At 67.6% G+C, this 219-nt stretch carries 1 protein-coding gene; it reads left to right on the plus strand.

What is annotated here, in order from left to right; genetic code table 11:
- The coding region (locus AC6CH2_RS22575) for an AMP-binding protein (RefSeq protein ID WP_498271174.1) at nt 1-219 on the plus strand (219 nt) is incomplete at both ends.

Here is a 219-nt window from a genome sequence, read left to right on the forward strand (position 1 = left end):
TTGCTGCAGAGCGGCGGGGTGCCGGCGAGCACGCGCACGGTCAACCTGGCCGGCGAGCCGCTCAAGCGCGCGCTGGTCGAGCAGTTGTTCGCCCAAACTGAGGTGACCACGGTCGCCAACCTGTACGGCCCGACCGAAACCACCACCTATTCGACCTGGGTGGCGATGGATCGCGACGACGGCTTCGCCTCGCATATCGGCAAGCCGGTCGCGAACACC

It is taken from the genome of Lysobacter sp. GQ73 (assembly GCF_059758755.1).